Genomic DNA, 26,459 nt, shown 5'->3' with positions numbered 1-26,459 from the left:
CCGGACGGGTCCGGTCCGCGGGCCGCCTGCCGGAGGGGACTGTGCGGCAAGGCCGGTCCTGCCGCAAGCGGACGGCCGAAAGCCCGGGCATCGGCAGCGGAAGGTCAGAGCCGGCCAGGCTGCAAGCGGGATGTATCAGGGGGGAGGGCGGTTCAGCGGTTCAGCTGCCGTTTAAGCAAGGGCAATCCAGCCCGTTCTGCGGGCTGGATCCTGAGCGGCGCTGGTCAAGGCCTGCAAATTCCGGGACAGGCTGCGGTCAGAAGTCTTCCCATTTGACCATGCCGCCAGTGCCGGTTGCGGCTGGCTGCAGAGGTTCCGGTTCCTCGAACCTGTCTTCCCCGGCCCAGAAATCTGCTTCTGCATCCTCAGCTGGAAGGCCGGGCGGATTTCCTGCCGGCGCAGCAGGCGCCTGGCCCTTGATCGTGAAATGCGCCACCAGTTCGGAAAGTTTGCCTGCATCAGTGTTCAGCATGTGGCCCGCAGCAGTTGCTTCTTCCACCATCGCCGCATTCTGCTGGGTCACCTGGTCCAGCTGTGTGACGCCGGTGTTGATCTCGCTGAGGCCGGTGGACTGTTTCACCGCGCCTTCGGCGATGCCGGAGACCAGCTGCGAAATATGGGCAACCCGCTGCACGATGCTTTGCAGCGCACCGCCCGCTTTGCCGACCAGATCTACGCCGCGCTCCACCTGTTTGGAGCTGTCAGAGATCAGAGTCTTGATCTCCATCGCCGCATCTGACGAGCGCTGCGCCAACGCGCGCACTTCGCTTGCGACGACTGCAAAGCCCTTGCCTGCTTCGCCCGCCCGGGCCGCCTCGACGCCGGCGTTCAGGGCCAGAAGGTTGGTCTGGAAGGCGATGTCGTCGATCACGGAGATGATCTGGCTGATGTGGGTGGAGCTTTGTTCAATTTCAGTCATCGCGGACACGGCATTTTGCACGATGCTGTCGCTCGATTCCGCCTCTGCCCGTGCCTCTTCCATTGTTGCTTCAACGCTGCGGGCGCCTTCGGCGGCCTCAGATACGGATGTTGTCAGCTCATCCAGTGCCGCGGCGGTTTCTTCCAGGGTTGCCGCCTGGCTTTCGGTGCGGTGCGACAGATCATCCGAGGCCTGGCTGATCTCCGCAGCCCCATTGCGGATGCTGCTGGCCGCCTCGACAACTTTCTGCACGGTCTCATTCAGAGTTTCCAAAGTCAGGTTGTAATCGTGGCGCAGCTGCTCGTGATCCTTCGGAAACGCCTCGGTGATCGCCTGCGAGAAATCTCCGGCGGACAGGCGGACCAGTCCGGCGCTCAGGCTTTCGACCACGAATTGCTGCTGCTGCTGCAGCTCGCTGCGGCGCTCCTCCGCCGCGCGGGCCTGCTGCAGATCGGCCTGCATGGAGACCAGAGTTTTGCCGATCTTCCCGATTTCGTCCTTGCGGGACGCGGCGTCGATCGTATTGCCGAGATCGCCACCCGAGATTGCTTCCATATCGGAGCAGATCCTGTCGATGGGTTTGGTCACCGATCGCGCAAAGAACCATCCGAACAGGGAGACCGCCGCGGCACAGGCCAGGGAAATCAGCAGCATGAGATTGCGCTGGCGGACAGCCGGCGCCAGGATTTCCGCGCGGTCCAGCTCAGCAACGATCGACCAGCGGATGTCTCCGAAAACCACAGGGCCTGTTACGGCGGCGACAAAATGGCCATCCGCCTTTTCGACGGCAGGGTGGAAGACGTTCACAGGCCCATCCGCGGCGCCTGGGCTGCCGCCTGCAGCGGCGGCACCCGAAAAGGCCGCTTCGATATGGGGCAGATGCGCCAGCTCTTCCAGAACGCTGTGGCCCCCCTCTTGTCGGGAAGGGGTGCGCGCCCTGAAATCCTGCCCGATCAGGTAAACGTCCAGGGATTGCAGATCACCGCCGAAATTCGTGGTGATCCTGGCGATTTCATCAATGGCAACCTGCAGTGCAAAGACGCCGGCAACGCGGCCGCTGGAATCGATGATTTGCGTCGCCGCAAAGGCGGCCGGTGCGCCCGCGCTTGGCGCGTAGGCGTCAATGTCCGAGAAATAGACCTGCTCTGCCGCGCCGTTCACAGCGCGGTTGAACGCCTCTGCCAGGCCGGAGCTGCTGTAGGGGCCGGTAACCATATTCGTTGCATAGTCGCTTTCCTTGGTGACAGAGAACACCACGTCGCCTTCAGTGCTGATCAGGAAGATGTCGTAGAACCCCATCCGTTCCATGACTTTCTTGAAGGCCGGGTGATTGCGTTCGAAATGCACGTCGTAAGGCGAGGCCGCTGAAGCAAACATCGACAAGTTGCCCACCTCGGATTGCCCATCGCCGCCCCTGCTTGCCCAAGTCACTTTCAGATCTTTCATCGCCTTTGCGGTGGAGGGGACCGAGGCAATGGTCAGAATGGCGGCATCAATCCCTTCCAGGTAGGCCTCCAGTGCCAGTTCGCGGTCTGTGACCAGCGACTGCATGAACATCTCCGCGTCATGCACAACACTGCGGCGGAAATAGTTCGTGCTGACAGCAATCAGCAGTGCCGTAAGCAACAGCGCGGTGCCGACGATCATGAGCGGCAGTTTGTAGGCAAGCTTCAGCGATTTGAACATTTTTTTAACCCAACCTCTAACGGTGGCATTCCCGCTGGCAAGGCCGCAGGGGAACCGGTGATGCAACTGGGCTGATACAACGATAGATAGATTTTCGATGAGTTAATGCGCCTGGGGTTTTTCGGTAGATTTTTGATCTTTTTGCCTCTCAAGACAGGCGTTCGACTGCCTGGAAAATAGGCAGGAGCCAATGCGCCGCCGGTACAAAGGGACGCCGGGCCAAGGGGCGTTTTAACCAATTGGGCAGCTTTGCCCTGGCTCGATCAGGCCGGCAAAAGCCGTCTTTTTGCTCCCCTGGCGGCCTTGCGCGGCGCCCGACAGGGGAGCGAATCGCTGCCGCAGTCCGGCTCAGCTTCGGTATCTCCGGCGGATTTTTCCCACTTTTTTTGGGCTTTTTCAGAAAAACGCACGCTGCCTTCGGGTTTTTCTGGCAATTTGCGGGGCTTTTTTGCCATGGTTGAGCATCAATAACCGGGGGGTTAGAGAATTGTTAACGCTGCCACATTCTGTCCATGAATTCGTCTCTGCCTGGCAACATTGGGCCTCATTCCAGCCGCACGCCTGAATAACGATGCGTCTGTGGGAAGCTGGAGTGGGTCATGAGACTTATAATTGCTGCGATTGCGGCATGCCTGTCATTAGGCATGCCCATCGGCGCGGCTGCGGATGACACGCAGTTTGGCGTCAAATCAATAGAGGGGTGGGAGGCCGTGGGACGGCTCAACATCTCTAACAAAAACATGTGTACGGGCGCATTGGTGGCACCGGATCTGGTGCTGACAGCGGCGCATTGCCTGTTTGATCCGCGGACCGGCGCGCGCGTCGATCCGGCCTCGATTAGGTTTGAGGCTGGGCTGTCCGGGCGCGAAGCAGTGGCCCTGCGGCAGGTGGTGCGGGCGGTCATGCATCCGCAGTATCGCTACCGGCCGGCGGGCACGCATCAGATCGGCAGCGATCTGGCCGTGCTCAAGCTGGACCGGCCGATCAGCCGCAGCCGGATCCAGCCGCTGACAATGGCCAGCGGTGCCGAGCGGGGGGATGTGCTGGGGGTTATGTCCTATACGCGCAGGCACGCAACCCGGCCCAAGATGGAGCGGTCCTGCAGCGTGCTGGCGCGCCAAAGCCGGACCCTGGTGATGTCCTGCCTGGTGGATTTCGGGGCCTCAGGTTCGCCGGTCCTGGAAATGCGCCCGGGGCAGCCGCCGCGGCTGGTGTCGGTTATTTCGGCCAAGGCTGCGATGGGTAACCGCCGGGTGTCGATCGGCACTGCGCTGGATGCATCCTTGCGGGATCTGATGCAGCGGGCGGGCTAGGGCCTCCCGGCCAAAGGGTTTTCCAGCTGTCACTGGGATGGCGGCCTGCTGCAGGACTGCGGCAGGCCTGTTCCGTTTACGGCTCCCGCAGGGCTTCGCGGGACTTGTAGAGCGGTTTCAGCAGGTATTGCAGAACGGTTTTGGCGCCGGTCTGCAATTCCGCTGTGGCGCGCATGCCGGGGCGGATTTCAATCGACTGCTGGCGCTCGGTCAGGCCGGATTTGTCTACCCGCACCGTCACCCGGTAGTAGGGTTCGGCGCGCGGGTTGCGGTCGTCCTCGAAGGTGTCGGCGGAGACGAAATCCACCTTGCCGCGCAGCGAGCCGTAGATAGTGTAGTCATAGGCCGAGAGCTTGATGGTGGCGTCCTGGCCGGGCTGCACGCTGGCGATATCCTCGGGCTTGACGCGCGCCTCGACAAACAGCTCCTCGCCCAGCGGGATGATTTCCAGGATTTCCTCGCCGGGGCGGATCACGCCGCCGATGGTGGTGACCGCCAGGCTGTTCACGATCCCTGCCATGGGGGAGGTGATGATGGTCCGGTTCAGCTGGTCCACCGCCAGCCGCTGCTCTTGCCGCAGGGTGGTGATTTCCCGCAGCGTTTGCGAGTATTCCTCGGCCTGTTCCAGTTCCGCCTGAGTGCCGATTTCGGTAAATTTGGCGCGGGCATCAGTGGCCGCCTTGCGGGCCTTGTTCACCTCAATCAGCGCCACGATCTTCTGCTTGTAGAGCCGTTCCATATTGGCGAGCTCTGCGTTCAGCTGATCCATGATCTGCCGGGCGCTGTCGCGGCGGCTGGTGAAATCGGTTTGCCGCGCGGTCAGCAGGCCCCGTTCCGAGGCCAGAATGCCGGGAGAGCGCTGCGCCAGCATCTCCGGCACGGTGAATTCAAAGGCGCCTTTCATCTGCGCCTCCAGCCGGTAGCGCTTGATCTCCAGCGCATCGATCTGGTTCTGCAGCTCGTCTGCAGCGGTGCGGAATTTGGTGTCCTGCAGCTTGGCCAGCACCTGGCCCGCGGTGACGATGTCGCCCTGGCGCACATGCAGCTCCGCCAGGATGCCGCCCTCCAGGTTCTGCACGATCTGCGCGCGGGAGGAGGACACCACCTGGCCTTCGCCGCGCACGATCTCGTCGATGGAGGCAAAGGCGGCCCAGATCAGGAAGGTGAGCACTGCGGCCAGCGCCAGATAGATGATGCGGCTGGCACTGCGCGGCGTTGCGGCATCGCCGTAGGGGTCGTGCAGCGCCATGGTCATTTGCCCTCACCGGCGGCCAGATGCGCCAAAACCTGGTCGCGCGGGCCGTCCACCACCATCCGGCCCGATTGCAGGATAAGGGTGCGGTTGGTCAGCGACAGGATTGGCATCCGGTGGGTGGCGATTACCGCGGTGCGGCCCTCCAGCCAGCTTTCCAGGCGGCTGACCAGGGTGCGCTCCAGCGTCTGGTCCAGCGCCGCGGTGGGTTCGTCCAGCAGCACGACAGAGGGGTTCTGAAGCCACAGCCGCGCCCAGCCGATAGACTGGCGCTGGCCGATCGACAACCCGTGGCCGCCGTCGCTGATCTCCAGATCCAGCCCTTTGTGGTGATTGCGCACATGCGAGCCGAGGCCTGCAAACTCCAGCGCTTCCATCAGCCGCTCGTCGTCGCGTTCCAGCTGGTTGAGGTTCAGGTTGTCGCGCAAGGAGCCTGCGAACAGCCGCACGTCCTGGCTGAGATAGCCGATGTTCGCCCGCAGGTCGCGCGGGTCAATCTGCGCCATATCGGTGCCGTCCAGCAGGATACGGCCGCGGTCCGGTGCGTACAGCCCCGACAGCAGCTTCAGCAGCGTCGACTTGCCAGAGCCGTTGACCCCTAGCACCGCAACCCGCTGGCCCGGTGTAACCGCCACCGCCTGCACGTCCAGGGTCGGCGCTGCATCATCCTCATAGCGGAACATGATCTCGCGCAGCTCAAACCGGCCTTCGATCTTCTGGCGGCGCAGATAGGTGCGCTCTTTCTCTTTTTCCTGCGGCGCCTGGGCAATGGCGTCCAGCCCTTCCAGCGCGGCCTTGACGTTGCTCCAGCGGGCCAGGGTCGCTGCGAACTGTGTCAGCGGCGCCAGCGTGCGGCTGGTCAGGATGCCGGTGGCGATGATGGTGCCGACGGTGAATTCGCCGGCAAACACCAGCAGGGTGCCCAGCACAACCGCGGTGATATATGTGGCTTGCTGCACCCCTTGCGACCAGTAGGTGAGGGCGCTGGAGAGCTTGCGCTGTTCGGTGGCAGAGTGCGACGACAGCGTGTTCAGCTCATCCCACAGCCGCAGCACCCGCTCCTCGCCGCGCTGGGTCTTCACGGTGTCGAGTTCCGTCACTACCTCATGCAGCAGCCGCCCTGCCTTGGCGTTGGCGCCCTGGGTCTGGCGGGTATAGGCGATCATCTTCTTCTGCATGAAATAGGCAGGCAGCAGCATCAGGATACCGCCGGCCACAATCACCCAGACCACCGGCCCTGCAATGGAGGCGACCAGCAGCAGGAACACCGCAATAAAGGGGATGTCGGCCAGGGTTGAGATGGTGGAGGAGGTAAAGAACTCCCGCACTGATCCGAAATCCCGCATCGCGGCAAAGAGGCCGGAGGGCGGCAGCGGCTTCTTGTCAGAGCGCATGCCGATCAGGCGGCGCATCAGGTTGTGCTGCACCGACAGTTCGATCTGGCGGCCGGCCGCATCGGTGAGCCGCGCGCGGGCCAGTTTCAGCATCGCCTCCAGCGCAATCGCCAGGAAGGCGCCGACGGCCAGAACCCAGAGTGTGGCGTGCGACTGGTGCGGCACCACCCGGTCATAGACTTGCAAGCTGAACAGCGCCACCGAGACTGCCAGGATATTGGCAACCAGCGAGCCCAGCATGATCTCACCGACCTGGCGGCGGTATTTGGGAAACTCGCTCCAGAACCAGTGGCCGGGATCGATCTGCGGCGTATGCTTGGCCGCCATCTGCTTGAGAGAGGGGCGCGCCGACAGCACGGTGCCGGTGAAATACGGGCCGAACTCACCCAGCGGAACCTCTGTCCGGTTGTCCGGGCAGGCGGTGTCGTAGATGGTCAGAACATCGTCTGCCTGGCTCAGCACCAGCACGCATTGGCCGCCGGACATGATCGCCAATGCCGGCCACAGGGCCGGTGACAGCGGCTGTTTCTCCAGCACTTTCGGTTGCAGCCCGGCGGTTTGCAGCGCCTTGGCCAGCGAATGCAGCGACAGGTCGCCGGGGGTTTCGCTCCACAGGAAGGCCGCGACGTCGCTGACCGGGATTTCACTGCCTTTCAGTGCCGCTAGGGTGGCGATCAGGCTGGCGCGGTGCTGAATGCGCGCGGCGGCGCCTTCCAGCAGCGAGCCGACCTCGGGCTGCGCGTCCTGCGGCTGGGCTGTGCTTTGAGATTTCTGCTGGGCCTTGCCCGCCGGGGCCGGTTCAGGGGCCGGGGCAGGGGTGTTTGCAGGCTGGATACCGTCACGCGGCGCAGCTTGCGGTCCGGATACAGGCACAGCCCGCAGCACCGGTTTCTTGCCGGCAGCGGGCAGGGGGCGGGGGGGCTTTGGCGTGGTGTCGGTCAAATCTTGTCCCCATCGGCCAGAAGCCCCAGGCTGCGTGCCAGCTGCAGCTGGATCAGCACCACCTCGTATTTTGCGTCGATATAGGCCTGCTCGCGGCGCACCAGTTCCTCATAGACCTGGATCACCTCCATCACCGGGCGCTGGCCGGCCTCGAACTGTTTTTGGAACAGCTCATAGGTCTCACGGCTGCGGCGCACCAGCGCGGCGGTTTCGCCTTCCTGACGCTGATAGGAGGCGATCTGCTGGATCTGACGGCTGTAGGTGCGGCGTGCGGCTTCTTCGGCCTCGCCTACCTGGCGGGTTGCGGCCTCCTTGGAGGCTTCCAGCGCCTGAATGGCAGCCGGCGTGCCCAGCCCAAGCGGCTGCCCCACGCCCAGCGTCAGCCCGGCGCCGGATCCGTCAGACGTCACGTTGCCAGAGGCGGCAATCTGCGGCAGCAGGCCGGCGCGGCCCGCCTTGGCCTGGGCAATGGTGCGGTTTGCCTCGGCGCCGGCCCTGAGCACCGACAGGAACTGACCCTGTTCCGGCGGTGTGCCGATCCCCAAATGCGAGGGTTTGTGCGCAAAGCTTTGCCCGGTCATGGCCTGCAGTTCCGCGCGTGCGGTTGCCGCGGCGTCCTGCGACGTCGCGGTGGACGTTCGGATGCCGCTGATCTTACTGTCCACCACATTGAGGTCGGCGCGGTCAGAGACCCCGCCGTCGACACGGCCCTGCACGATACGGCGGAATTCCTGCATCCGCCGCAGGGCGCGTTCGCCATAGGCGGCCTTCTCATCGCCGCGCAAGGCGGCTGCATATAGGCCCACGGCCGTTTCCACCCGGCCGTTCATGTCCTCGGACAGGCTGACGGCGGCAACCTCCACATCGGCGGCGGCGAATTCGCGCTCCGCCTTTCGGCGGCCGTTGTCGAACAGCACTTGCTCGATCAGCAGCCCTGCGACCAGATCGCCCAGATCGGTCAGGCTGACCGAAGGCCCCAAAGTCGGCAGCCAGTTCTTGGAGGCGGCCTCGGCCCGCAGTTTTGCACTGATCAGCTCAGCCTCCGCAGCGCGGGAGGAGGCGGCAATGGCGGCCTCTGCCACCTGGCCGTAAGCGCTGTCTGCGGCCAGCAGGGAACGGCGCTCCATCAGCTGCCGGATCACCTCGGAGGAGGCTTCGCCCGACTGGGCGAAGTTGCTGCGCGGGGCGCCGTCTGCCGCATCGCCCGCCGCACCGCCAAAGGGGGCGGGTGCGCAAGCCGACAGGCTGCACATCACTGCGATGGCGCAAAGAAAGCGTCCCGGTTGCATCCTGCCCTTTGCCCTTTTGTTTAAGGCATTTAGTATGTTGGGCCCGGCAGCGCCAACTGCCGGGCCGGATGTTCAGATCACGACGTTGACGTCATCGTCGACAAGAATGGAGGTGCCGTCATCGCCGATTGTGTAGACGGTGTAGGCTTCCCCATCGATAGTCTCGGTTTCGTCCGTCTTGGTCGCTCCGGAAATGGTGAGCGTATCCTGCTCGCCGGCGGCGTCATCCTTGCTGCCATGCACAACCAGCCTGTTGCCATTGCCCGACAGGCTGTTGATGTCGGCTTCGGTCAGGGTGAGATCGGCATTGTCCGCATGAACCAGGTTCAGCTCGTCGATGTTGAACCCGGACAAACCCGCATGGTCCAGAACCGTTTCATCGGCGTCGTTCTGGAACACAACCAGGGTTCCGGAGCTGTTGCCGGCTGTATCCACACGGTTCACCACCAGATGCGAGCCGTCCGGAACCTCTGCGTCAAAGTCGAACAATGTCCGGCCGCCGCTCAGATCGGTCAGGGTGCCGCTGACTTCCGAAACTCCGCCTGTGCCGGTCAGCTCATGCGCGGTGTCGCCTGCTGCAAAGTCCTCGCTGAAGAAGCTGCTGACACCGGTGCCGGAACTGATCACCTCGCCAATGTTCGGAGCATCGTATTCGGTGTCGACGTTGAAGCTTTCGGTCAGGGTCTGGGTGTTTCCGGCCGGATCGGTTGCGGAAATTTCCGCCGAGGCCTCATAGGTACCTTCACGCAGGGAGCCTGCTTCAAAGGCTGCGCTCCAGTTTCCGTCTGCATCCACAACTGCGTCTCGGGTGATGCCCTGAATGGTCACCTGGACGGTGGATCCGGGCTCAACCGTGCCGGTCAGGGTAAGGCCCGCAGCGTTTTCAGCCAGATTCACCACATCATCGCCGGTCACGCTGTCAGATGTGAGGGGCACCACTTCGGTGTCGATCGCCAGGGTGTCAGTGATTTCCGAAGTATTGCCCACAGCATCCGTTGCCGTCACCATCACGGCGGCATCATAGCTGCCCTCCGGGATGCTGGCGGCGGCAAAGGCCGCGGTCCAGTTGCCATCCGCGTCCACGGTTGCGGTTTCGGTGGCATCGCCCAGCTGAACCACAACGGTCGAGCCGGGCTCGACCGTGCCGGTCAGGGTCACGCCGTCGCTGCGCTCGCTTGCGTTGACGATGCCGTCGCCTTCGACGCTTGCGGTTTCGACGGTGAGCGGGTCCACTACGGTATCCACATGCAGATCTGCCGTGGCGGTAGCGGTGTTGCCGGCCGCATCGGTGGAGGTCACGCTGATGGTGGTGTCATATTCGCCCGCCGGCAGGGAACCTGCTTCAAAAACCGCCGCCCAGTTGCCGTCGGCATCCACGGTTGCGGTGCGGGTCACCCCCTCGACGGTCACGCTGACAGAGGCGCCGGCCTCGGCGGTGCCGGTCAGAGTCAGCCCGGCAGAAGCTTCGGCATTACTGACAATATCGTCGCCGCCGGACTGGCCGCTGTCGATGCCGACCGCAGTCAGCGTGTCCACACGGATTGTGCCGCTGGTGCTGTCCGTGTTGCCGAACGCATCGGTGGCCGTGACGGTCACTTCCGAGTCGTATTCACCCGCGGCGATTTCAGAGGCGGCGAATTCGGCGCTCCAGGTCCCTGTTTCGGTCGCGGTGACGGTCCGGGTGACGCCCTGGAATGTGACTTCGACCGTTGCGCCGGCCTCGGCGGTGCCGGTCAGGGTGACGCCGTCCGCAGCCTCGGCACCGTTGATCATGTCGTCGCCGCCTGCCTGGCCGCTGTCCAGGTCCACCACGGTGACCGTGTCGATCACAACGGCGGGGCCGTCCAGATCGAATTCGGTGCCGTTCGGGTCTACCACATGCACGGTTGAGTCATAGTTGCCGTCCTCCGGCAGCTCATCAACCGGGAAGGTAACGCCCCAGACGCCGTCTTCGTCGACTGTGGTGGTCTGGGTAGAGGTGCCGATCGTCACCGTTACGTCGGATCCGGGTGCGCCGGTGCCAGTGATCACCACCGGGTCGGTGGTCGATCCGGAAACAGGGTGGGTTGCATCGGGGTCATCGACTGTCGGCACAATGCCGTCCGTCCCGCCGCCGCCATCGCCGCTGCCGCCGCCGCCGCCCGCGATGACCGCTGCGCCGACGACACCGGCTGCGGCCGCGCCTGCTCCCAGACCGCCGAACAGCGGTGCGGCCAGCGGTGCAACCACTGGTTCAACCCGGTCCACGTCCAGGAACACCATTTCGTCATAGGCGCTCCATTTGCCGGTCAGGTCCAGCGGCTCATAGGTTGCAAACAGCATGCCGCTGGACTTGTCTTCCAGCACCACTTCGACAAACTCGCCCTCCTGGCTGAGGAACAGGTTCTTCCCGCCTGCAGCACCGTAGGAATAGTAGTTCTCCAGCACCAGCTCCTGGCCGTTGGCGAGGGTGATGTGCAGGTTGCTGCCCTGGCGGGAGTAGCTTTCCACGTCGGCAGGGCTGAGGTTCAGAGATATGTCTTTGGCATGGGCGGCATCAATACGTGCCGGGGTGCCTTCGGAAAAGTTCCCATGCTGTGTAGTGCCCGCCATATTGCGGGTGATAAATGCGACCGTGCTCATAGTAATACCACTCATCTATGCGCGGCGGCGCCGGATTATGGCGGACGCTGCGAGGTTCCGTTGCCTGTACTTTTTGCCCAGCGGCCGTCTTTTGCGGCCATTTTGGGGTCATACTGTGACCATTTTTGCAGTGCTGTCCAGTGCATGGGGTGGATTCCTCAAGTGAATTAGGCAGGAACCGTGTCCTGGCTGCCGCAGAATTTTTAACGATTTTCACGCCGCCGTGATGCCGGGCCGGGCTGCGGGCCGCGGCCAGACGTGCCGGAAGCCTAGGCTGCAGATGCGGCGAGACATGGCCCGAAGCTGCGTTGCCTGCGCAGGTCTGCCGCCGCCTTCCCCCCTTTTATTGCTGGCCTCTGCAAGGGTGGCGAGGGCGCCTGTGCCGCGGCGCAGCAGGCGGTTTTCACACCATTGATCGCCGCGATGTGATGTAAATTTCCCGCAAAAGTTTCTGGCAATTAATTAAAAGTACACCACTTTCAGATAGTAAGAAGTTCGTAATTGGTGTAAGCTCGAGAGTAAGTAACACGACGCCGATAGCCCTGGTCACCGGGCGCAGGCCGCCGCCAAGAGCGGCCAGCCGGACATAAGACGCCAGCAGCGGCGCCGAGCAGAAATCAGAACTCAACACTGACGCGGACACCTATGCCCACGTGATGGGCACTTTCTGTCCGTGCGCGAATTGAACGCCAGGAGGAACGGCGCCAAGTAACCAGGAGGCTTGATCCAAGATGAAAGACATTGCCGAACTTTTTGCAGAGCAGTACGGCGAAACGCGCGAGCAGGAAATGCCGCTGCAGGAGTATTTGAACGCCTGCCGTGACGATCCAAGCCTGTACGCCAACGTCGCCGAGAGGATGCTGAAGGCAATTGGCGAAGAGGAGCTGGTGGACACGTCCAAGGACGCGCGGCTCGGGCCAATCTTTCAGAACCGCACGATCAAGCGCTACAGCGCCTTCCACGACTTTTACGGCATGGAAGACACGATCGAACGGATCGTCGGCTATTTCCGCCACGCCGCGCAAGGCTTGGAAGAGCGCAAGCAGATCCTTTACCTGCTGGGACCGGTCGGCGGCGGCAAGTCGTCGCTGGCGGAACGGCTCAAGCGCCTGGTTGAGGACCAGCCGATCTATGTGCTGAAGGCCGGCGATCAGATTTCACCGATTTTCGAGAGCCCGCTGGGTCTGTTCGACCCGGTTCGCATGGGTAAGGTGCTGGAAGAGGAATACGGCATCGCCCAGCACCGCCTGCCGGGGCTCATGTCGCCCTGGGCAGTGCAGCGTCTGGATGAATTTGACGGCGATATCAACAAGTTCTCTGTCGTCCGCATGTACCCGTCGCGGCTGCGCCGGATCTGTGTCGCCAAGGTGGAGCCGGGCGATGAAAACAACCAGGATATCTCTACCCTGGTTGGTAAGGTCGACATCCGCCAGCTGGAGCATTTCAGCCAGGACAATCCGGACGCTTACAGCTTTTCCGGCGGTCTGAACCGCGCGACCCAGGGCATCCTGGAATTTGTCGAGATGTTCAAGGCGCCGATCAAGATGCTGCACCCGCTGCTGACGGCGACCCAGGAAGGCAACTACATGGGCACCGAGAGCTTTGGCGCTATCCCCTTCAGCGGCCTGATCCTGGCGCACTCGAATGAGAGCGAATGGCAGTCCTTCAAGAACAACAAGAATAACGAGGCCTTCATCGACCGGGTGTCGATCGTCAAGGTGCCCTATTGCCTGCGGGTGTCGGATGAAACCTCGATTTACCAGAAGCTGATCGAGCACAGCGAATTGCGGGATGCGCCCTGTGCGCCGGAAACGCTGAAGATCCTCAGCCGCTTCTCGGTTCTGACGCGCCTGAAGCCGCATGAGAATTCCAATCTTTACAGCAAGATGCGGGTCTATGACGGTGAAAGCCTGAAGGATACCGACCCCAAGGCCAAGACGGTGCAGGAATACCAGGACCGGGCCGGCGTTGATGAAGGCATGAACGGAATCTCCACCCGCTTTGCCTTCAAGGTGCTGTCGACCACCTTCAACTTTGATACCAATGAGGTGGCGGCGGACCCGGTGCATCTGATGTATGTGCTGGAACAGATGATCAAACGCGAGCAGTTCCCGCAGGAGATGGAACAGAAGTATCTGGAGTTCATCAAGACTGAACTGGCACCGCGTTACGAGGAGTTCATCGGCAACGAGATCCAGAAGGCGTACCTCGAAAGCTATACCGAATACGGGCAGAACGTCTTTGACCGCTATATCTCCTACGCTGACGCCTGGATCGAGGAGCAGGACTACAAGGATCCCGATACCGGCCAGCTTTATAACCGCGAGGTGCTGGATGCGGAGCTGAGCAAGATCGAAAAGCCGGTGGGTATTGCCAATCCCAAGGACTTCCGCAACGAGGTTGTGAAATTTGCCCTGCGCCACCGTGCCAACACCGGCAAGAACCCGGCCTGGAACTCCTACGAGAAGCTGCGCGATGTGATCGAGAAGCACATGTTCAGCCAGGTTGAGGAGCTGCTGCCGGTGATCTCCTTCGGGTCCAAGAAGGACAGCAAGACCGAAGGTAAGCATCAGGAGTTCGTCGAGCGGATGCGCGGCCACGGCTATACCGACCGCCAGGTGCGGCGTCTGGTCGAATGGTACATGCGGGTCAACAAGGCGGGCTAAAGAGGAGCGCTGTGCAACATGCATCATTTCATCGACAGGCGCGCCAATCCGAAGGGCAAGAGCCTCGGGAACCGCCAGCGGTTCCTGCGGCGGGCCCGGGAGAATATTAAGGAGCGCGTCGATCAGTCGGTCCGGGGCAAGTCGATCCAGAACGGAAGCGGTGTCCCGGACGGCGGAGAGAAGGTCACGATCCCGACCCGGGGGCTGAAGGAGCCGCGGTTCTTCCATTCCTCCAAGGGCGGCCTGCGCCGCCATGTGCTGCCCGGCAACAAGGATTTTGTTGTCGGCGACACCATCAAACGGCCGCAGGGCGGCGCCGGGCAGGGCGGCCGCAAGGCCTCCGAAGACGGTGACGGCGAGGACGAGTTTTCCTTCACCCTGACCCAGGAAGAATACCTGGAGATCCTTTTTGAGGGGCTGGAGCTGCCGGATCTGGTGGAAAAGGCCACGGTGGAGACCGAAACCATCGGCACCCGCCGTGCCGGCCTGACCACTGCGGGCACGCCCAACAATCTGAACCTGGTGCGCACCATGCGCAACTCATTGGGCCGCCGCATCGCCCTGCAGCGTCCCACCACCAAATCCCAGCGCGAGCTGGAGCAGCAGATTGCAGAGCTGGAAGCGCTGGACGAACGCACCCCGCCGCAGGACGAGTTCCTGGCAGAACTGCAGCGCAAGCTTGAAGGCATCATCCGCAAGCGCAAGGTGGTCGGCTACATCGACCCGCTGGATCTGCGTTACGACACCTTTGTGCCGGAAAAGATCCGCAATTCGCGCGCCGTGGTGTTCTGCCTGATGGACGTCTCCGGCTCCATGCAGGAGCGTGAAAAGGATCTGGCCAAGCGGTTTTTCCTGCTGCTGCATCTGTTCCTGGAGCGTTGCTATGAGCACACCGAACTGGTGTTCGTGCGCCATACCCATCATGCCCAGGAGGTGGATGAGGAGACCTTCTTCTATGCCCGCGAAACCGGCGGCACTATTGTCTCCACCGCGCTGGAGAAGATGAAGGAGATCATCGAGGAACGCTATCCGCCGGATGAGTGGAACATCTACGGCGCCCAGGCCTCGGACGGCGAAAACTTCGGCAACGACTCGGTCAGGTGCAAGAACCTGCTTCTGAACGACCTGCTGCCGGTCAGCCAGTTCTATGCCTATGTGGAAATCGTCGACGAAGCGGCGGAAATGCTGCTCAATAACCCCGAAGCAGGCGAAGACCTGTGGCAGAACTACCGCGAGGTGAAGGCACAGGCGCAGCATTTCGAGATGCAGCGGGTCTCGCAGCCCGGCCACATCTATCCGATTTTCCGGGAGTTCTTCCTCCCCAAGGTGAAAGGGATGCAGCATGCAGGCAGCTGAAAAGGCGCGCGAGCCGCTGTTTGACGGGCCGGAATGGACCTTTGAACTGATGGAAAAGGCGCGCGACGCGATCGAGCAGATCGCGCTCGAAGACCTTGGGCTGGATGTCTACCCCAACCAGATCGAGATCATCTCGGCGGAGCAGATGCTGGATGCCTATTCCTGCGTCGGCCTGCCGCTGATGTACCAGCACTGGTCCTTTGGCAAGCATTTCGCCCGCGACGAGGCGCTCTACCGCACCGGCCGCCAGGGGCTGGCTTATGAGATCGTCATCAATTCCAATCCCTGCATCAGCTACAACATGGAAGAAAACACCATGGCGATGCAGACGCTGGTGATGGCGCATGCGGCCTTTGGGCATAACCATTTCTTCAAGAATAACTATCTGTTCCAGCAATGGACCGATGCCGCGGGCATTCACGACTATCTGGCCTTTGCCAAGAACTATATCGCCGCCTGCGAGGAGCGATACGGCCCGCTGGCCGTGGAAGAGGTGCTGGACGCCGCCCATGCAATGCAGTCCCAGGGGGTTTTCCGCTATGGCCGCCCGCCCAAGCCCACCAATGAGGAACTGGTGGCCATGCAGAAGGTGCGCGAAGGCTACGAGAGCGGCCAGAGCGTGCTGGACATCTGGACCGACTCGACCCTGGGCAGGGACAAGCTGGAGCTGGTCGAGGATGCAGACTTCAGCGCCCGGCGCAAGATGATGAACCTGCCGCAGGAGAACATCCTGTATTTCCTGGAAAAGCACAGCCCGGTGCTGGAGCCATGGCAGTGCGAGATCCTGCGTATTGTGCGGATGCTAGCGCAGTATCTGTATCCGCAGAAACAAACCAAGGTGATGAACGAGGGCTGCGCGACCTTCGTGCATTACTACATCATCAACAAGCTCTATGAGCAGGGCCAGATCACCCAAGGAGCGTATATGGAAATGCTGCACAGCCACACCAATGTGGTGATGCAGCCGGAATATGACGATCCGCGCTACTCCGGCATCAATCCCTATGCGCTGGGCTTTGCGATGATGGAGGATATCCGCCGTATTTGCCAGGATCCGACGGAGGAGGACCGGGAGTGGTTCCCGGATTTTGCCGGCAACCCGGACTGGCGCGGGGTGCTGCGGGATGCCTGGGCGAACTACCGCGACGAAAGTTTCATCCAGCAGTTCCTGTCACCAAACCTGATCCGAAAGTTCAAGCTGTTCACCCTGACCAATGACGCGGAGCTGCCCAACCTGGTGGTCAGCCAGATCCACAACCGGGCAGGTTACAAGGCGATCCGCCGCGATCTGGCGAAACAGTATGACCTCGCTTACCTGGAGCCGGACATTCAAGTCACAGACGCCGATCTGCGCGGCGACCGGGAGCTGAAGCTGACCCACACTGTGCGTGATGGCATTCATCTGGACGATGACGACCAGGAGGAGGTGCTGAAACACCTGCGCCGCCTTTGGGGGTATGACGTGCGGCTCGACGCGGTGGAGGCCACCACCGAAAGCTGACGGCAGGAGTGCTGCTCTCTACCGTTCAAAAGAAAACGCAGGCCCGGGGGCCTGCGTTCCCTTTGTTTCACATGAATCCCGGGATCAGAATTCGACCACCGCGCGGATGGATTTGCCCTCGTGCATCAGGTCAAAGCCTTCGTTGATCTGGTCCAGCGTCAGCTTGTGGGTGATCATCGGGTCGATCTCGATCTTGCCGTCCATGTACCAATCAACAATCTTCGGCACGTCGGTGCGGCCGGAGGCGCCGCCAAAGGCGGTGCCGCGCCAGGAGCGGCCGGTGACCAACTGGAACGGGCGGGTCGAAATCTCGGCGCCCGCGGGGGCCACGCCGATGATGATGGATTCACCCCAGCCCTTGTGGGCGCATTCCAGCGCGGTGCGCATGACGTTCACGTTGCCAGTGGCGTCAAAGGTGTAGTCTGCGCCGCCGCCGGTCAGCTCAACCAGATGCGCCACCAGATCGCCGTCGACCTCGGCCGGGTTGACGAAATCGGTCATGCCGAAGTGTTTCGCCATCTCCACCTTGCCCGGGTTCAGGTCGACGCCGACGATCTGGTCGGCGCCGGCCAGCCGCAGGCCCTGGATCACGTTGAGGCCGATGCCGCCGAGGCCGAAGACCACCGCGCGGCTGCCGATCTCCACCTTGGCGGTGTTGATCACCGCACCGATGCCGGTGGTGACGCCGCAGCCGATATAGCAGACCTTATCGAACGGTGCGTCTTCACGGATTTTCGCCAGCGCAATCTCCGGCACCACAGTGTGGTTGGCGAAGGTCGAGCAGCCCATGTAGTGATGGATCGGGGTGCCGTCCTGCATCGAGAAACGGGTGGTGCCGTCGGGCAAGAGGCCCTGGCCTTGGGTCGAGCGGATCGCCTGGCAGAGGTTGGTCTTGGGGTTGAGGCAGTATTCGCACTCGCGGCATTCCGGGGTGTAGAGCGGAATGACGTGGTCGCCCGGCTTCAGGCTGGTCACGCCTTCGCCGACCTCAACCACCACGCCTGCACCCTCATGGCCCAGGATCGCCGGGAAGATGCCCTCGGGGTCGTCGCCCGAACGGGTGAATTCGTCGGTGTGGCACAGGCCGGTTGCCTTGATTTCCACCAGAACCTCACCCGCTTTCGGGCCTTCGAGGTTCACCTCCATGATTTCCAGCGGTTTGCCGGGGGCAACCGCAACGGCGGCGCGGGTCTTGATCATGTGACTGGTCCTTCGTCCTTATTCTTTGAGGCCGGGCCGCCGCGGGGCGGGTCCGGGTGGAACCGCTGCCTGCAGCAATGCCGCGGGTCTGACTGACCCAGCGTTACATTTGCAGCCCGGCACGCGCAAGCATTGCCTCTGCACCCTAACAGGGGCGGGTGGCCGGGCTTTGCCTTGAATGCGACAGCCTGCGGGCGGTCCGCGCCATTCGCCGGGAGGAAAACAACCGGTTTCCAGCAGCTTGACCGCGGGGTTCCAGTTTTGGGAAGGAATTTCGCAGCCACCCCTTGACCTTCCCCTCGCTGGAACCCTCATATCCCTTGTCAAAGGATCAGAACCGGCAGGATTCCGATGTCAGACACGACCCGAATTACCTTGCAAATTACTGGCATCAGCTGTGCAGGCTGCGCTGGCCGGGCAGAGCGCGCCCTGACGGCTGTCGAGGGGGTTCTATCGGCCTCTGTCAATCTGACCAATGCCACCGGCCAGGTGGAGGCCGAGCGCGACGTTGCACTGACGGACCTGACCGGCGCTCTGTCCGCGGCCGGCTATCCGGCAGCAGAGGCGCAGGCTGCGCTGGTCATCAGCGGCATGAGCTGCGCCTCCTGCGCGGGCCGGGTGGAGCGGGCGCTGCTGGCGATGCCGGGGGTTCTGTCGGCAACTGTGAACCTTGCAAATGAAACCGCACAGGTCCGCTATCTGACCGGCGCTGCCCGCGCTGCGGATCTGGCCCGCAAGGTGACAGAGGGTGGTTATCCCGCCCGTCTCAGCGGCGCGGCAGAGGATGAGGCGGAACAGGCCAGCCAGCGCAAGGCGGATGAGATTTCCGAACTGGGCCGCCAGGTGCTGATCGCCGCGCTGCTGACCCTGCCGGTGTTCCTGATTGAGATGGGCGGACACATGGTTCCGGCGCTGCACCACTGGGTGGCGGCGAATATCGGTATGCAGAACAGTTACTTGCTGCAATTTGCCCTGACCACCGGGGTGCTGGCGGGGCCGGGGCGGCAGTTCTATGCCAAGGGCTTCCCGGCGCTGTTCCGGGGCGCACCCGACATGAACGCGCTGGTGGCTCTGGGCACTGCCGCGGCCTACGGCTTCTCGGTGGTTTCCACCTTCGCACCCCGGCTGCTGCCCGCGGGCACCGCCAATGTCTACTACGAGGCGGCAGCGGTCATCGTGGTGCTGATCCTCACGGGCCGCTTCCTTGAGGCCCGCGCCAAGGGCCGCACTGGCGCCGCGATCCGCAAGCTGGCTGGGTTGCAGCCTAAGACTGCCATGGTGGTTACCGGAGATGACATTATCGAAACCCCGGTGGAAGAAATCGGCACCGGCGACCTGATCCGGGTCCGTCCGGGCGAACGGATCCCAGTGGACGGCGAGATCACTTCCGGAAGCTCCTACGTCGACGAAAGCATGATCTCCGGTGAGCCGGTGCCGGTCGCCAAGTCGCGCGGTGACGAGGTGACGGCGGGGACCATCAACGGCAACGCCGCGCTGGAATTCCGCGCAACCCGTGTGGGGCGCGACACCGTGCTGGCGCAGATCATCCGCATGGTGGAGCAGGCGCAAGGCGCCAAGTTGCCGGTGCAGGGGCTGGTCGACCGGATCACCCTGTGGTTCGTGCCTGCCGTCATTGCAGTGGCTGCGCTGACCGTGCTGGCCTGGTCGCTGTTCGGCCCGGAGCCGTCGCTGCCGCTGGCGCTGGTGGCCGGCGTTTCCGTGCTGATCATCGCTTGCCCCTGCGCTATGGGGCTGGCAACGCCGACCTCGATCATGGTGGGCATCGGCCGCGCCGCCCAGATGGGGGTGCTGTTCCGCAAGGGCGACGCGCTGCAGCGGCTGCAGGAGGTCAAGGTGGTGGCGCTCGACAAGACCGGCACATTGACCGAGGGCCGCCCGGCGCTGACTGAACTGATCTGCGCCGAGGGTTTCATCCGTGAGGAGGTGCTGCGCCTGGCGGGCGCCGCCGAGGCGCAATCCGAACACCCGATTGCCCGGGCCATCACGGCGGCGGCGGGCAAAGGGCTGCCCAAGGCGTCAGGCTCTGAGGCGATCCCGGGCTACGGCCTGCGGGCAGAGGTCGAAGGCCGCGTGGTGCTGGCCGGTGCTGCCCGTCTGATGACGCGAGAAGGCATCGAACTTGGCGCGCTGGAGGCGGAAGGCACGCGGCTGGCCGAACGCGGCGAAACCCCGCTCTATGCCGCCATTGACGGCCGGCTTGCGGCGGTGATTGCAGTGGCGGATCCGGTCAAGCCGGGCACCCCGGCGGCGATCAAGGCGTTTCATGATCAGGGTTTGAAGGTGGCCATGATCACCGGCGATGCGGGTGCGACGGCGCAGGCGATTGCCAAACGGCTGGGCATTGACGCGGTGAAGGCCGAATGCCTGCCTGCGGATAAGGTAAAGGCGCTGCAGGAATTGCAGGCGGAACACGGCACCCTGGCGTTCGTTGGTGATGGCATTAATGACGCCCCGGCTCTGGCCGCGGCGGATGCGGGCATCGCCATAGGCACCGGCACCGACGTGGCGATCGAGGCGGCGGATGTGGTGCTGGTCTCCGGCGATCTGCGCGGGGTGGTGAATGCGCTGACCGTCAGCCGCGCTACTATGCGCAATATCCGCCAGAACCTGGGCTGGGCCTTTGGCTATAACGTGCTGCTGGTGCCGGTGGCGGCAGGCGTTTTGTACCCGTTCGGCGGGCCGCTGTTGTCGCCTGCGCTGGCGGCGGGTGCCATGGCACTGTCGAGCGTCTTTGTGTTGTCGAACGCGCTGCGCTTGCGCCGACTGAAACCAGCCATAGATGAGGAACAGGCCGCACCGGCGGCGAAGGCGGGCACCAAGCAGGAGGCGCGCGCATGAATATCGGGGACGTATCCAGCCGCTCAGGCCTGCCGGCGAAGACAATCCGCTACTACGAGGACATCGGCCTGATCAAGCCGCACCGCAGCGCCAATGGCTACCGCTGCTTTGCCGAGACTGATCTGCACAAGCTGGCGTTTTTGGGCCGCGCCCGGGCGCTGGGCTTCACCATTGAGGACTGCCGCACCCTGATGGCGCTCTATGAGGACGAAAGCCGCGCCAGCGCCGATGTAAAGCGGCTGGCGCAGGAGCATCTGGCCAAGATCGAGGCCAAGATCGCCGACCTTCAGGCGATGCGCGACACGCTGGGCGAACTGGTTAAAGGCTGCGCCGGCGACAGCCGCCCGGATTGCCCTATCCTCAAGGATCTGTCCGGCGAGAGGTGATCCAGCTGGCGGGGCGGCCGCCGACGGGGAACTCCCGCGCCTGCGGCTGCCCTGACGGGCCGCCTGGCAGCCTTGGGCATGGCTTCAGGCCGCTGGCCCGAAGCGGACGCCATCAGGCGGGGCGCAGCTCCAGGATTTCGCGGGCCTGCTGCCAGGTGGCGACAGGGCGCTCGTGTTTTTCACACAGCTCTGCTGCCCGTTGCACCAGCGCGGCGTTTGAAGGCGCCAGTGTAGCGCGGTCAAGCCGCATGTTGTCCTCCAGCCCGGTGCGGGTGTGGCCGCCTGCGGCGATGGACCATTCGTTGACCAGGATTTGCCCCGGCCCGACACCAGCGCCGCACCACTGGGCCTCCGGCGCCAGCCGCTGCATGGTTTTGACGTAGTAGTCGAACACGTCCTTGTCGACCGGCATGGCGTTCTTCACCCCCATCACAAACTGGACATAAAGCGTGCCGGGAATGCGCCCTTCACGGTTCATCTTCACCGCCTGGTGGATGTGCGACAGGTCAAAGGCCTCGATCTCCGGTTTCACGCCGTAGGTGCGCATCTCCGAGGTCAGCCAGTCCACCAGGTCCGGGGAGTTCTCGTAGACCCGGGTCGGGAAGTTGTTAGACCCCACCGACAGCGATGCCATGTCGGGTTTGAGCGGCAGCATACCGCCGCGCTCGCGGCCCGCGCCGGAGCGGCCGCCGGTTGACAGCTGGATGATCATGCCGGGGCAGTGTTTCTGCAGCCCCTCCATCAGGCGGGCGAATTTCTCCGGATCCGAGGTCGGCGTCTGGTCGTCGTTTCGCACGTGGCAATGGGCGATCGAGGCGCCGGCCTCAAACGCCTCATGGGTGCTTTCAATCTGCTCTTCGATGGTGACCGGCACCGCCGGGTTGTTCTCCTTGGTCGGGACTGAGCCAGTGATGGCAACGCAGATGATGCAGGGTTTGCTCATGGAATTCCCCTTCAGATGTCAAAAAACACGGTCTCATCTTCACCCTGAAGGCGGATATCGAACCGGTAGACGGTCTGGCCGTCCCGCTCACTGCGGCTGGCGATAAGGGTGGCGCGGCGGCGCTCCCACTCTATCAGATTCAGCACTGGGTCGGCAGCGTTGGCCGCGGGTTCGTCCTCGAAATAGATCCGCGTGTTCAGTCCCACGTTGATGCCGCGCGCCACGATCCACAGGTTGATATGCGGCGCCATTATCTGGCCGCTCCGGCCCGTCACCGGGCCAGGCTTCACGGTGTCAAACCCCCATTCTCCACTCTCGAAATCAGTGATCACCCGGCCCCAGCCGCGAAAGCCTTCCTCCACTTCACCCGCGTGCTCGGGGTGAGCATAGACGCCGTCCGCATTGGCTTGCCAGGCCTCCAGCAGCACGTCCTTGACCGGCGAACCGGTGCCGTCGGTCACCACGCCCTGGACCCGGATGCGTTCGCCTTTGGCGTTGGGGCCGGCGATGTCCCATCCGAGCTCCTGATCGTAGATCTCAAACCCTGCCGCGCCGGGAGCCAGTCCGATATGGACATACGGCCCGGCGGTCTGCGATGGGGTTTCTTTCAGGTAGTCCAGCTTCTGGCGCATCAATTCCCCTCCAGCCGGTTTTCAAACAGGGTGGACCGCCGCCCGCGCAGCACGATGTCAAAGCGGTAGGCGATGGTGTCCAGCGGGATGGTGGCGTTCATGTCGAGGCGCGCCACCAGCATCTCCACCGCCTCCGGATCCGGGATGGTGTTCACGATCGGGCAGCGGGCAATCAGCGGGTCGCCCTCGAAATAGAGCTGGGTGATCAGCCGCTGGGCAAAGCCGCTGCCAAAGACCGAAATGTGGATATGCGCGGGCCGCCAGTCGTTTACCCAATTGCGCCAGGGATAGGCGCCGGGTTTCACGGTGCGGAAATGGTAGCTGCCGTTCTCATCCGTCAGCGTCCGGCCGCAGCCGCCGAAGTTCGGGTCCAGCGCCCCCAGATAGGTGTCCTTCTTGTGCCGGTAGCGGCCTGAGGCATTGGCCTGCCAGACCTCCACCAGCGTGTTCGGCACCGGGCGCGCGTTTTCATCCAGCACCCGGCCATGCACGATTATCCGTTCGCCGATCGGGCTTTGGCCGGCTTGGGCGAAATTGCGCAGCAGGTCGTTGTCGCCGGGGGCGATGTCGTTATGGCCGAACACCGGTCCAGTGATTTCGCTGGTGGTGTTCTCCAGGCTGATCAGCGGAAACTGCGGCGAGCGGGTGACCGAGGTCTTGTAATCCTGCGACAGGGCAGGGGGGTGCCAGCGGCGGTCCCTCTGATAGAACTCCCCGGGCTGCGGTGGCTTGGTCATTCGGTTTCCCCTCCCTCGCTTTCCATTTCGGCATAGGTTTGCTTGGCCAGTTTCAGCGCGCGGTTGGCCCGCGGCACCCCGGCATAGATGGCCACGTGCTGGAAGGCCTCCAGCACGTCTTCCCGGCTGGCGCCGGTGCGGATGGTGGCGCGGATGTGCATCGGGATCTCGTCGAAATTTCCGGTGGCCGCCAGCAGCGCCAGCGTCAGCATCGAGCGTTCCCGCAAGCTGATCCGGTCCGAGGCCCAGACCGTGCCCCAGGCGGCCTCGGTGATCAGTTCCTGAAATGGCTGGTCCAGCGCGGTCTTGGCGGCCTCCGCCCGGTCCACATGGGCATCCCCCAGCACTTGGCGCCGCACATGCATGCCGCGGTTGTAACGGTCTTGCGTCATTCCGGCCTCCTCGTCGTGAAAGAGTATCGCATAGCGCAAGTGATCTGTATAATCCTCAATTAGGCATAAAATAATACCAGTAGCGATATGCGTTTTTCCTCATCCTTGAAACTGCGCCATCTGGAGGTCTTCGTCGAAGTGGCCCGCAGGATGAGCGTCACCCAGGCGGCGGAGGCACTGGGCATGACCCAGCCCGCAGTCACCCGGGCGCTGCGCGAGCTGGAGGCGGTCTGCGGCAAGCCTCTGGTGGAGAAACACGGACGCGGCATCCGGCTCAGCAGTTACGGCGAACTGTTCCGCGACCATGCAGGCCGCAGCCTGGCGCTGGCCCGCGACGGGGTGGCGCTGCTGCGTGGGCTGGATGAGGCAGAGGGACCGCTGGTCGCCATTGGCGCCTTGCCCACGGTGGCGGCGGATCTGGTGCCGGACACGCTGGCGCAGCTGCGCAACAGCGGCGCGCCGGGCCGGTTCAAGGTCATGTCCGGCGATAACCAGTATCTGATTGATCAGCTGCGCCGGGGGCAGCTGGACCTTGTGGTTGGCCGGATGCCCGCGCCTGAGACCATGGCCGGGGTGGAGTTTGACCCCCTGTACCGCGAGCGGGTGGCAGCGGTGGTGGCGAGCGGCCACCCTCTGGCCGGTGCCCCGCATGTGACGCCCGGGGCATTTGAAGACTACCCGGTGCTGATGCCTTCAGAGGGGTCGATCATCCGGCCCCTGGTGGAGCGGATGTTTCTGGAGCAAGGGCTGACCATGCCGCGGTTCCCGGTTGAAACTGTGTCTTCGACCTTTGGGCGCCGGTTTGTGCTGCAGCACCGGGCTGTCTGGATCATTAGCCAGGGCGTGGTGCGCCCGGATCTGGAGGCGGGCACAATGGCAGCATTGCCGCTGGACACCGGCGCCACGCTTGGCCCGGTGGGCCTGTGCAGACGGCGGGAGCATCAGTTGTCCGTACCAGCGCAGCGGTTTTGCACGGTTCTGCGGGGTACCTGTGCAGCGTGTGGGTTAGCCTAAGGATTCTGGGCCGCTTACCTCGCAGCGGGCTGGCTGCGGCAACAAAGGGAGTTTTCGGGCCGCTTGTTGACTGTATAATTCACGAAGGCGCATATGTGAATTTAATTTACGCAGCACAGGAGGGAGACGGCCATGGCTTTGAGCAGGCGTGATTTCGGTTTGGCGGCGGCAGCCGGGCTTGCAGCGGCGGCAGTGTCAGGTTGGGGCACAGCTCAGCTCCGTTTGGGCGGCAAGCGGATTGAGACGGTTTCCGATGGCCATCTTACCTTGCCGCCTGACTTCTTGTTTCCCGGCTTGGACGCGGAGGCGCTGCAGCAGGTGCTGAAGACGTTCGGGTTGCCTTCCGGGCCGCTGACACCGGCAGTGAATGTAACGCTGCTGAAGGAGGAGGGCCGGGTTGTCTTGTTCGATGCAGGCGCCGGGCCGGGGTTCCAGGACAGCGCAGGCGGATTGCCCGACGCCTTGGCGGCCATAGGCCTGTCGCCGGAGGATGTGACCCATGTTGTCTTTACCCATTGCCATCCCGATCACCTGTGGGGGGTGCTGGACGATTTTGATGACCTGCTGTTCCCCCAGGCAGCCTTCTTGATGGGGCAGGGCGAATGGGAGTTTTGGTTCGACCCCGCGACGGCTGAAATGATTGGCGGCGGCCGCGCGGCCATGGCGGCAGGCGCCCGCCGCCGCATGGAGATCCTGGAGGACCGGATACAGCTGTTCCGGGGCGGTGAGGAGATCCTGCCGGGCGTGGCAGCGGTTGCCACTCCGGGCCATACGCCGGGCCACATGTCCTTTGAAATCCGCGAGGGCAGCGAAAGCGTTATGGTTTTGGGTGATGCTATTGGCAACCATCATGTCAGTCTTGCCGAGCCGGAGAGAGCCGTGGGGGCAGACCAGGATCCGCAGGCGGCGGCACAGACGCGGCTTCGTCTGCTGGACCGGCTAGCCGCGGAGCAGATGCGTGTGATCGGGTATCACTTCCCGCAAGGCGGTATCGGCCGGGTGGAGCGGAACGGGACGAGCTACAGGTTTTCTGCAGGGGCATAGGCTGCCGGGTGACAGGCCGCGCAGCACGTTCCGTGATTGTGCTGCACTGCTGCCGTTTGGGTTGAGTTTCGGAATGCTTGGTAATTGTATGTTACCTGTGCGCAAACAGGGTGCGCGTGGCGCATGTCTGAAAATGCCCGCAATGCGTGAGTTCAGGAGTGGCCCGCCGGCGGCGCCCTTTTGTTGCGGCGCTTCGCAATTCCAGGTACGCTGCGCGAGTGATGGCTTTCCCGGCGGTTGCGTGATTATTTTGCGTCGTTTTGAAATTCTTACAATCTTTAATTGCAAAATAAATACACGCAATGCAATATG

Annotated in this window: 19 protein-coding genes; 9 read left to right on the top strand and 10 right to left on the bottom strand. The window is 63.2% G+C overall.

What is annotated here, in order from left to right:
• Positions 1-256: 256 nt before the first annotated feature.
• The gene (locus ACXAHG_RS15320; protein ID WP_475058633.1) at positions 257-2,605 is read right to left on the bottom strand and encodes a methyl-accepting chemotaxis protein; all 2,349 of its coding nucleotides are present in this window, start codon (positions 2,603-2,605) and stop codon (positions 257-259) included.
• Positions 2,606-2,854: 249 nt separating this feature from the next.
• Here ACXAHG_RS15320 and ACXAHG_RS15315 point away from each other — a divergent pair, with 249 nt between their 5' ends.
• Positions 2,855-3,076, top strand: a complete 222-nt coding sequence (locus ACXAHG_RS15315) for a hypothetical protein (protein WP_475058631.1) — start codon at positions 2,855-2,857, stop codon at positions 3,074-3,076.
• Between the two features lie 128 nt (positions 3,077-3,204).
• Positions 3,205-3,918, top strand: a complete 714-nt coding sequence (locus tag ACXAHG_RS15310) for a trypsin-like serine peptidase (protein WP_475044997.1) — start codon at positions 3,205-3,207, stop codon at positions 3,916-3,918.
• Positions 3,919-3,994: 76 nt separating this feature from the next.
• Here the strand turns inward: ACXAHG_RS15310 and ACXAHG_RS15305 are convergent, their stop codons facing one another.
• From ACXAHG_RS15305 to ACXAHG_RS15290, 4 genes are all read right to left on the bottom strand, one after another.
• Entirely contained in the window at positions 3,995-5,173 is a 1,179-nt protein-coding gene (locus tag ACXAHG_RS15305; protein ID WP_475044995.1) for an HlyD family type I secretion periplasmic adaptor subunit, read from the bottom strand.
• A complete protein-coding gene (locus ACXAHG_RS15300) occupies positions 5,170-7,506 on the bottom strand; it encodes a type I secretion system permease/ATPase (RefSeq protein ID WP_475044994.1) in 2,337 nt (778 codons plus the stop codon). The genes ACXAHG_RS15305 and ACXAHG_RS15300 overlap by 4 nt, the downstream gene beginning before the upstream one ends.
• Positions 7,503-8,795 carry a TolC family protein gene (locus ACXAHG_RS15295; RefSeq protein ID WP_475058628.1) on the bottom strand — a complete coding sequence of 431 codons (1,293 nt, stop codon included), beginning with the start codon at positions 8,793-8,795 and terminating at the stop codon, positions 7,503-7,505. Before ACXAHG_RS15295 ends, ACXAHG_RS15300 begins: the two co-directional genes overlap by 4 nt.
• A gap of 72 nt (positions 8,796-8,867) precedes the next feature.
• On the bottom strand, positions 8,868-11,417 hold the full coding sequence (locus ACXAHG_RS15290) for an Ig-like domain-containing protein (protein WP_475058626.1): 2,550 nt from the start codon (positions 11,415-11,417) through the stop codon (positions 8,868-8,870).
• Between the two features lie 731 nt (positions 11,418-12,148).
• Between ACXAHG_RS15290 and ACXAHG_RS15285 the strand changes: the two genes are divergently transcribed.
• From ACXAHG_RS15285 to ACXAHG_RS15275, 3 genes are read left to right on the top strand one after another with little or no spacing between them, the layout of a single operon-like run.
• The gene (locus tag ACXAHG_RS15285; protein WP_475044988.1) at positions 12,149-14,083 is read left to right on the top strand and encodes a PrkA family serine protein kinase; all 1,935 of its coding nucleotides are present in this window, start codon (positions 12,149-12,151) and stop codon (positions 14,081-14,083) included.
• An 18-nt stretch (positions 14,084-14,101) separates the two neighbouring features.
• Entirely contained in the window at positions 14,102-15,439 is a 1,338-nt protein-coding gene (locus ACXAHG_RS15280; protein ID WP_475058623.1) for a YeaH/YhbH family protein, read from the top strand.
• On the top strand, positions 15,426-16,940 hold the full coding sequence (locus ACXAHG_RS15275; protein WP_475058621.1) for a SpoVR family protein: 1,515 nt from the start codon (positions 15,426-15,428) through the stop codon (positions 16,938-16,940). Before ACXAHG_RS15280 ends, ACXAHG_RS15275 begins: the two co-directional genes overlap by 14 nt.
• Positions 16,941-17,024: 84 nt before the next feature.
• Here the strand turns inward: ACXAHG_RS15275 and ACXAHG_RS15270 are convergent, their stop codons facing one another.
• Positions 17,025-18,137, bottom strand: coding sequence for an S-(hydroxymethyl)glutathione dehydrogenase/class III alcohol dehydrogenase (locus ACXAHG_RS15270; protein WP_475045343.1), 1,113 nt, complete (start codon positions 18,135-18,137; stop codon positions 17,025-17,027).
• Positions 18,138-18,491: 354 nt separating this feature from the next.
• On the opposite strand from ACXAHG_RS15270, the gene ACXAHG_RS15265 reads away from it, so the two are divergent.
• Complete coding sequence (locus ACXAHG_RS15265; RefSeq protein ID WP_475058618.1) at positions 18,492-20,999, top strand: heavy metal translocating P-type ATPase; 2,508 nt, start codon at positions 18,492-18,494, stop codon at positions 20,997-20,999.
• Entirely contained in the window at positions 20,996-21,385 is a 390-nt protein-coding gene (gene cueR / locus ACXAHG_RS15260) for a Cu(I)-responsive transcriptional regulator (RefSeq protein ID WP_475044981.1), read from the top strand. Before ACXAHG_RS15265 ends, cueR begins: the two co-directional genes overlap by 4 nt.
• 112 nt (positions 21,386-21,497) lie before the next feature.
• On the opposite strand, the gene ACXAHG_RS15255 is transcribed toward cueR, so the two are convergent.
• Genes ACXAHG_RS15255 through pcaC form a run of 4 tightly spaced genes read right to left on the bottom strand, consistent with a single transcriptional unit; the run spans position 21,498 to position 24,089 of the window.
• Positions 21,498-22,328, bottom strand: a complete 831-nt coding sequence (locus ACXAHG_RS15255; protein ID WP_475044980.1) for a 3-oxoadipate:acetyl-CoA acetyltransferase — start codon at positions 22,326-22,328, stop codon at positions 21,498-21,500.
• An 11-nt stretch (positions 22,329-22,339) separates the two neighbouring features.
• Positions 22,340-22,960, bottom strand: a complete 621-nt coding sequence (gene pcaG / locus ACXAHG_RS15250) for a protocatechuate 3,4-dioxygenase subunit alpha (protein WP_475058615.1) — start codon at positions 22,958-22,960, stop codon at positions 22,340-22,342.
• Positions 22,960-23,697 (bottom strand): protocatechuate 3,4-dioxygenase subunit beta, encoded by a 738-nt coding sequence (gene pcaH, locus ACXAHG_RS15245; RefSeq protein ID WP_475044978.1) that lies wholly within the window; start codon positions 23,695-23,697, stop codon positions 22,960-22,962. The genes pcaG and pcaH overlap by 1 nt, the downstream gene beginning before the upstream one ends.
• Positions 23,694-24,089 carry a 4-carboxymuconolactone decarboxylase gene (pcaC, locus tag ACXAHG_RS15240; RefSeq protein ID WP_475058611.1) on the bottom strand — a complete coding sequence of 132 codons (396 nt, stop codon included), beginning with the start codon at positions 24,087-24,089 and terminating at the stop codon, positions 23,694-23,696. Before pcaC ends, pcaH begins: the two co-directional genes overlap by 4 nt.
• 87 nt (positions 24,090-24,176) lie before the next feature.
• On the opposite strand from pcaC, the gene pcaQ reads away from it, so the two are divergent.
• Both pcaQ and ACXAHG_RS15230 read left to right on the top strand, forming a co-directional pair.
• Positions 24,177-25,103, top strand: coding sequence for a pca operon transcription factor PcaQ (gene pcaQ / locus ACXAHG_RS15235; protein ID WP_475058608.1), 927 nt, complete (start codon positions 24,177-24,179; stop codon positions 25,101-25,103).
• 132 nt (positions 25,104-25,235) lie between these two features.
• A complete protein-coding gene (locus ACXAHG_RS15230) occupies positions 25,236-26,147 on the top strand; it encodes an MBL fold metallo-hydrolase (protein ID WP_475058606.1) in 912 nt (303 codons plus the stop codon).
• The last annotated feature ends 312 nt before the right edge of the window (positions 26,148-26,459 follow it).

The sequence above is a fragment of the Leisingera sp. ABD4_442 genome (genome assembly GCF_056160905.1).
The sequence above is the reverse complement of the archived record's forward strand: the minus strand, read 5'-3'. Positions and strand labels throughout refer to the sequence as shown.

Bases quoted from the DNA above. Each gene is read 5' to 3' on its own strand.
- ACXAHG_RS15230 (WP_475058606.1), top strand. From the start codon at position 25,236: ATGGCTTTGAGCAGGCGTGATTTCGGTTTGGCGGCGGCAGCCGGGCTT.
- ACXAHG_RS15265 (WP_475058618.1), top strand. From the start codon at position 18,492: ATGTCAGACACGACCCGAATTACCTTGCAAATTACTGGCATCAGCTGT.
- ACXAHG_RS15285 (WP_475044988.1), top strand. From the start codon at position 12,149: ATGAAAGACATTGCCGAACTTTTTGCAGAGCAGTACGGCGAAACGCGC.
- ACXAHG_RS15320 (WP_475058633.1), bottom strand. From the start codon at position 2,605: ATGTTCAAATCGCTGAAGCTTGCCTACAAACTGCCGCTCATGATCGTC.
- ACXAHG_RS15280 (WP_475058623.1), top strand. From the start codon at position 14,102: ATGCATCATTTCATCGACAGGCGCGCCAATCCGAAGGGCAAGAGCCTC.
- ACXAHG_RS15255 (WP_475044980.1), bottom strand. From the start codon at position 22,328: ATGAGCAAACCCTGCATCATCTGCGTTGCCATCACTGGCTCAGTCCCG.
- ACXAHG_RS15310 (WP_475044997.1), top strand. From the start codon at position 3,205: ATGAGACTTATAATTGCTGCGATTGCGGCATGCCTGTCATTAGGCATG.
- ACXAHG_RS15295 (WP_475058628.1), bottom strand. From the start codon at position 8,795: ATGCAACCGGGACGCTTTCTTTGCGCCATCGCAGTGATGTGCAGCCTG.
- pcaC (WP_475058611.1), bottom strand. From the start codon at position 24,089: ATGACGCAAGACCGTTACAACCGCGGCATGCATGTGCGGCGCCAAGTG.
- cueR (WP_475044981.1), top strand. From the start codon at position 20,996: ATGAATATCGGGGACGTATCCAGCCGCTCAGGCCTGCCGGCGAAGACA.
- ACXAHG_RS15275 (WP_475058621.1), top strand. From the start codon at position 15,426: ATGCAGGCAGCTGAAAAGGCGCGCGAGCCGCTGTTTGACGGGCCGGAA.
- ACXAHG_RS15290 (WP_475058626.1), bottom strand. From the start codon at position 11,417: ATGAGCACGGTCGCATTTATCACCCGCAATATGGCGGGCACTACACAG.
- pcaQ (WP_475058608.1), top strand. From the start codon at position 24,177: ATGCGTTTTTCCTCATCCTTGAAACTGCGCCATCTGGAGGTCTTCGTC.
- pcaH (WP_475044978.1), bottom strand. From the start codon at position 23,697: ATGACCAAGCCACCGCAGCCCGGGGAGTTCTATCAGAGGGACCGCCGC.
- pcaG (WP_475058615.1), bottom strand. From the start codon at position 22,960: ATGCGCCAGAAGCTGGACTACCTGAAAGAAACCCCATCGCAGACCGCC.
- ACXAHG_RS15305 (WP_475044995.1), bottom strand. From the start codon at position 5,173: ATGACCATGGCGCTGCACGACCCCTACGGCGATGCCGCAACGCCGCGC.